Genomic DNA, 6,486 nt, shown 5'->3' with positions numbered 1-6,486 from the left:
CAGCGAGGCGCCTTGCATACGCATGATCATTAGCGTTACGCGCTCTTCGATGGTCAAGTGGGTGTAGTGAGTAGTCATGCAGCACCTTACCTCGGGTGTTGCACTTGGTCACTGAGACCGCCATGTGCGCAGGGTTGTTGCCCTTGATCATCATGTCCGATTTGCAGATGGCATAGGTCTCGTCGTTGATCTCCTTGCCGTACAAGTGGATGTCGCGCTGAGTGGTCGAGTCCGGATATTTCTCCTCAATAAAATTCTGCGACTCAGTGAGCATGCCGCCACTACCGCAGGCCGGGTCGTAGATGGTCATCACGGTGGGCAGACGGTCCTTGATCGGGTCGAAGACCAAGTGCGTCATCAGCTCTATCACCTCGCGCGGGGTGAAGTGTTCGCCGGCTTCCTCGTTGTTCTCTTCGTTAAACTTGCGGATCAGCTCTTCGAACACATAGCCCATGCCTAGGTTGCTTAGGGCTGGCAGGCGGTTACCTTGTGGGTCCTCGCTGTCGTGCGGGGTGAGGTTGATGGTCGGCGATGTGAATTTTTCCAGTACGTCGAGTAGCACGTCTTTGCTGGCCATATGGCGCATCTGCGACTTGAGGTTGAAGCGACAGATGATGTCTTTGACGTTGTCGCTAAATCCGTCTAGGTATTCCTCAACGTTGCTCAGGAGGATCTGCTGGTTATTGGTGGCGGTCTTCTGCAGTTGGCTTAACGTCCACTTGCTAGTGTTGTAAAACACGTAGCCGGAAGCGGCACGCAGTGCGCTGCAGTCCAGTTCGGTCTGGCTCATTACACGTTGCTGAAAGGCAAGCTCTTCCATCACCTTGGCCTTGCTGGTCTCTAGCAAGGCATCGAGTCGGCGCAGCACCACCATGGGCAAGATGACGTCCCGGTATTTTCCGCGCACATAGACGTCGCGCAGGCAGTCGTCGGCAATCGACCAGATAAAGGAAACCAGTTTGTTGTGGACCGCGTGGTTCAACTGCAAATACTCCAAATCAAAGCGCCGGATGGCAGCGCTGCTAGGGCGGTTGTACCGCACCCATGTGTAAGCTAAGGAGCGCATCTTAACCAATGCTGAGGAGCTTTTGGCGGTAAAGGTGCCAGCGGAAGGGAAACCAGTTTGGTAGACTGGGATGGCGCTGATGTTCGTAACGGGGTGTTGGAGAGCATAGAGAAGCGGTCCGACGATCAGTGATCCTAAGCTTAAGCATCCCGCCCAACTCACTCTGGATCGCAGACTAAAGGTGAAATACCCATGATTTCTCTAGTCGGCGAGCGAGCAGTTGCACCGTCAGCAAGTAGTAGTACCCTGTCGCCCGAGTGCGCTCGGCTAGGTGATGATCGAGAAACCAAGCAACGTGCTTTCTCTGCCAACCCCAGGGCGTTTTTTGCTGCCAGCGCTCTGCAATCTCAGCCTGGATGACTTTCGCCTGTCGCACATGGCGCTGCCGGGTTGCGTGCGAGCCGGTCAGAACGCCAGCCAAGAACAAATCCATGTCGAATGGCATACTCATGCGTGTCCTGCAATGTAGGCAGCAACCACGTCGATCCGACCGTGCCCCAGCTCATAGCTAATTTGTCGTCGAGCATCTCGATCAAGGTTCCTGTCTACCTGGCAACATTGGTCGCCATTGATTGGCGCGAGGTATTGGGTTATGTGCTCGTAGCGCTCACATGCGTAAGCCGCTCGTAGCTCATGGAAGCCTTTGAGGCTGTGTGTGTGCAGGATGTCCCGCGCAGGCCGGACGACTTCCTTCACAACGTTCAGGTAATTTTCGTTTGGGGCAATCAGGTTGCGGCTATCCGTAGGCGACACCTGCCGTGCAAACCCAAGCGCACCTCGAATATGGTCGTCCACCGCAATCCATCGTGGCGCCGAGGCGCCGGCGCGGCCGCCTTTGGTGCCATCTTGGATATTGATCTTGTCGAAGGCTTCAGCCTCACGACTTAGCCGTGGCAAGTCAGCCAAGATGGCTTCACGCAAGCGCATGCCGGTGGCTCGCGCCAACAGAACGATTGCGGCGGCCCGGAGCAGATTTTGGCTGCAAAGCGCATCGACGATCTGCTTCACCTGTTCGCGGTCTTGGCCTTGTGGCACCGACTGGCGAACCCCAGTGCGCTGCATACCCAACGCCTTGCTCGGACTTGGCAACTTCACGTACTGATCACCGCGAAGCGCCGCCATGGTCCTGTTAACGCTGGATAGTCGGTTTTGTGCGGTGCTTACGGCGAGGTCACCGCGCCTAACCATGTCGCGCAGATACGCTGCGTAGTCGGCCAACACCTTTCAATCAATCTGATGCGCGTCATTGATACCTGGCCGCTGCTCAGAGCGGCACCATTTCAAGAGTGCTAGCCACCGATCACAGTGCGCCTTGACCGTGCCGTAATGGCCACCGCCGAACATGTCTTTCAGCGCCTGCGGTCCTGCGTAGCTCAGCTGCCTGCCGTAACCGAAATTGCGGCCATTGCGTCTACCCACCAATGCTATGTCAGTCACCTCATCTACCGTTCTCCGATCCTCGCCCCACGTCATCCCGCCAAAAATGCTGAGTGTTATCAGTGATCAAGGCTCCTGCGACCTGTGGGGGGGCGTCCTCTAACGCGGGAATGGCGACTCCTTACGACCGGGGGCAAGGGCATCTCATGATCTGGCCTCCTGAGCAGCGTTGCCGGTGGGCGGGTGGAGGCTGCATTGGCTGACGAGACCAGTGCCGCGAGAACCTGAGCCGGGTGAGCGCAGCGGTGCGATGACCGGGGCATGCCTGACTGTCAGTCAGGTGCAGTCCATTCCTTGGTCTGCGGCACCATCATCTGCAGTGCTGTTGTTGGTGACATCGACGTTTGTCTCGCTGATTGTCACAAGTGAATTTGCCGCAAAGCCAAGTGAGATGAGGGCTGCAGCAGGGTTAGAAGCGCCCGTCTCTTTCCAAGAGAAAGAGACGGGCGCAGGTTGGCGCAAGATTCGGCCAAGCGGATAGGTTGTTGCAGGGCTGCGAAATAGGAGGCGTTGTCTGGCGCACGAGGGCCATGATCTGAAGGAGGCATCCATCACCGGTGAGGTGACCGGGCGAGCTGCCAGATGCAAATCGCCATTTGCGGGAAGGACTACCGCGAGAGCGGCGTGATCTTTAAGATTTGGGTCACCCGGGGTGCTGTCGTCTACAGCGCTTGCGCGGTCAGTTTTATGCCTGTGGATAAATCCGGTCAAGGTTCGAAATTCGGGGCCACTTTGGATTTGAAGGTCGATTGTCCACCGGTGGAGTTCCGTGGCAAACCCCGGACAACGTGGTTGCTTTTCGATCTTCAAAGTAAGGTTCATCTAAACAGAACGGCTTTGCAGCCCTGTTTGGATGGACCCGCGCTGAGAAGCGGATAAGCGAGGCTGCTTGCACTGAATCTTGAACGCTCAGTTGCTGCCGTTGCTGCGGCTGCATAGCGCTAGCGTATCGGCACCACGTTCTTGTCTCTGACTTGGTCGTACGCTGAGGCGAGCAAGCTGCCGGTGGCAGCTTTCTGAATGTACTCACTCCACTAGGCCATCATCGGTCGTCGGCGTTCGATGTAGTAGGCTCGGTTGTAGGCGCTGCGCACCTCATTCTTGTCTACGTGGACTAGTGCGACTTCGATGAGCTCCGGGTACCACCCATACTCATTCAAGATGGTGCTGGCCATAGAGCGCAGGCCGTGGCTGACCAGGCGATCCTGGAACCCAATGCGTTTCAACGCCATGTTGGCAGTCTGACTATTGGCGTGGGTACGCGGATTTCTGTCTGACGGGAAGACGTATTCGCGATGGCTGCTGTGAGTTTTTATAGATTCCAGCAGCGCGACTGCTTGATCACTCAGCGGGATACTATGAGGACGGCGCTTTTTCATCCGCTCCGGTGGGATGGTCCAGACCCGCCTTTTTCAAGGTCGATGTCTACCCAGCGAGTAGTCACTGCTTCGGCAGGCCGATTCATGATGTGCAACTGCCATTCGATCAGGCAGCGGGTGGTGCGTTTGATGCTGGTATTCGCTCCCGAATTGACCCTGTAGGTCATGATCTCGTTGAGGCGCTGGCTTAGCCGCTTCACGGTTTCCAAGCTGCCTTTCGCTTCAATGGGGCGAAGGATTTTGATCACCATCAGTTTGCTCACTTCCGAGATCGGAGTCGATTTCATGCTCGGGAAAACGCGCAGAGTGAGTGAGCGCCAGATGTCCTCAGCGTAGGCCGGCGTGACCGAGTCCTTTTCAGTTCGAGCCAGGCGATTGCCACTTTCTCAAACGTATGTTCTATCTCGGCTAGCTTGGTCTGCGCGAGATCATCTCGATGAGCTTTGGGGTCGATCTCCTACGCAAGTAATTCCCTAGCCTCAACCGCCTTCCGTCGAGCTTGCGCCAGAGAGACCTCTGGGTAGGGATTCAATTCTTGGTGAGCAGACGCCTGTAGTTGAAATTCCACTGCATCGAGCGATTGACCCGGACTCGGAGCTGGAGGCCGTCGCCATCCGTGAGGACATAGTCCTTGTCTTTGGGCTTGACCGTCTTGAGCTGGCGGTCGGAGAGGCGAGCTGTTTGAGCGCACATGGGAGAAGCTTCATGACACCTTTTGGTATTCCCAAGATTAGCCCCAGGTAGGCTGGAATACCACTGGGAATATTGGGATGGCTGGAACTCAAAAAACCGTGTGGCCCTCAAAAGAGCAGTAAATCCTTGATTTCACTGACTTCCAGGCACAAAAAAAGACGTCCATGGACGTCTTTGATTGATCATTTGGTGGAGCCGGGGGGATTTGAACCCCCGTCCGCCAGTGCTCCGCTGTCGGTCCTACATGCTTAGCCGTGTCTATTCAGTTAACCCGCAGCCGCCCGACGGGCAGGGTGCTTTGGGCGAGTTGTGTAAGTTTTAGCCACTTCGTCCACAACGTACTACGCGGCGATCCTGTTCTGTATGACAATCAGGTCGGGTTTACAGGCATCCCCTAGTGATTGCTGGAGCCGAAGCTACCAGAAGGGAGGGCTCGGCTGCTTACGCAGCGAGAGCGTATTCCCCGTAGGTTTCGTCATTGGCAACTATAGAAGTTGCAACAGTGGATTTACGAGTTCTGTTACCAACTCGGCATGCACCTAAAGTTTCACTACCGGCGTCGAATCCTAATCGGCCCCAGGGTCAAGCTCAGGTTGCCGTACCTCGCGGTACGTGAAACGGACTATACCGCATCTGGCGGGCGGCGTCGACTCCTGGTCTGGCCGCCTGCCGGGAGCGGCTTAGCGGCCGTTGCTGCTCTTCTCGAGGTTCTCGAGGTCGGTCACGACCTTGCTGGTGATCGCGATGCATTTCTTGGTGTCGCCAGCGGCCTGGGCGTCCTTGGCCTGCTTGACCTGCTCGTCGATGTCGGCGGCTGGGCCGCCGGTTTCCACGGTGCCGACGTTGGCGGCGGTGTTGGTGGCCTGCATGTCGTTGATCTTCTGCAGGTTGATGGCGCACAGGTCGTCGGCGGCGAACGCCGGAGAGGCCAGCAGGGTGGCGGCTGCGAACAGGGCCGAAAGCGCGGTACCTTTCATAGATGTCTCCTCGGACAAATGGCCTCTCACAGGTGGGCCTGTTCCATGGACTGTGCGCGCTCGCGCAGGGTTCAATCGGCGCCATGTCGCGATCTCCCGCAAACGGCCGGGTTGACGGAGCTTGGCAACATTTCGAATCGATATCGAACGCGGCAGGCCCGTCAGCATGGGTGGCTTCAAGCCATCAGGCGGGTTCCGGCATGGGCACGGTCTTGCTCAGCGGCCGGGTGACGCGGTCCACCAGGTAGACCAGGCCGTGGTAGTCGATGCCGCTGTGGTCGGAGAGGCCGATCTCGCAGGTGCGGCTGGTGGAAATGCCCTCGCCACAGTACTGCACCGCGTCCTTGAGGCTGCGCAGGGCGTGGGCGTTCAGCTCGGGGGTGGTGAAGCCCTTGTCGCCGGCGAACCCGCAGCAGTGGATGCCTTCGGGGATGACCACCTGCTTGCTGCAGCGTCGGGCCAGGTCGATCAGGGCCTGGCTTTCGCCCAGGTGCTGGGTGCTGCAGGTCACGTGCACGGCGACGGGTTCGTCCTGGGGGGTGAACTCGAGCTTGTCGAGCAGGTAGGTGCGGATGAAGCGCACCGGGTCGTGCAGTTCCAGGCGGGTGTCGGCCAGGTCCTGGACCAGGCGCAGGGTGCAGGGGCTGGTGTCGCAGTAGATCGGGTCGAGGCCGCCGCGGCTGGCCTGGAGCAGGGCGTTGATCAGCTCCTGGCGCTTGAACTCGGCCTGTTCGGCATAGCCCTTGGAGGCGAAGGGCTGGCCGCAGCAGAGGCTGTCGGCATTGTCGGGGAAGACCACCTGGTAGCCGGCCTTTTCCAGCAGGGCGCGGGTCTTGTCCAGCAGGGAGGTCTGCTCGCGGTCGCTGGCGGCGGGGCCCATGACGCGGGAGACGCAGGCGGCGAGGTAGACCACCCGTGGGCGCGGGTCCTGCTG

The 6,486-nt window shown here is 58.3% G+C and carries 3 protein-coding genes, 1 other RNA gene and 3 pseudogenes; all 7 read right to left on the bottom strand.

From position 1 onward, the window contains the following. Positions 1-169: 169 nt before the first annotated feature. Positions 170-1,066: pseudogene (locus tag G7007_RS21420) on the bottom strand (type I restriction-modification system subunit M); the annotation flags it as partial. A gap of 175 nt (positions 1,067-1,241) precedes the next feature. Then, the gene (locus G7007_RS21415) at positions 1,242-1,517 is read right to left on the bottom strand and encodes a hypothetical protein (RefSeq protein WP_181105057.1); all 276 of its coding nucleotides are present in this window, start codon (positions 1,515-1,517) and stop codon (positions 1,242-1,244) included. Beyond that, positions 1,514-2,494: pseudogene (locus G7007_RS21410) on the bottom strand (integrase domain-containing protein). Before G7007_RS21410 ends, G7007_RS21415 begins: the two are co-directional and overlap by 4 nt. A 950-nt stretch (positions 2,495-3,444) precedes the next feature. Next, a pseudogene (locus G7007_RS21405) lies at positions 3,445-4,575 on the bottom strand (tyrosine-type recombinase/integrase). A gap of 187 nt (positions 4,576-4,762) precedes the next feature. After that, positions 4,763-5,153, bottom strand: a transfer-messenger RNA (tmRNA) gene (gene ssrA / locus G7007_RS21400). Between the two features lie 102 nt (positions 5,154-5,255). Then, a complete protein-coding gene (locus tag G7007_RS21395; RefSeq protein WP_181105055.1) occupies positions 5,256-5,552 on the bottom strand; it encodes a hypothetical protein in 297 nt (98 codons plus the stop codon). A 184-nt stretch (positions 5,553-5,736) separates the two neighbouring features. Then, positions 5,737-6,486: (Fe-S)-binding protein (locus G7007_RS21390; RefSeq protein ID WP_181105053.1), on the bottom strand; the 750-nt coding region annotated here is incomplete at its 5' end.

The organism is Pseudomonas entomophila, from assembly GCF_013523125.1.
Classification (GTDB): Bacteria; Pseudomonadota; Gammaproteobacteria; order Pseudomonadales; family Pseudomonadaceae; genus Aquipseudomonas; species Aquipseudomonas entomophila_B.
This window is presented reverse-complemented; position numbering and strand designations above follow the sequence as displayed.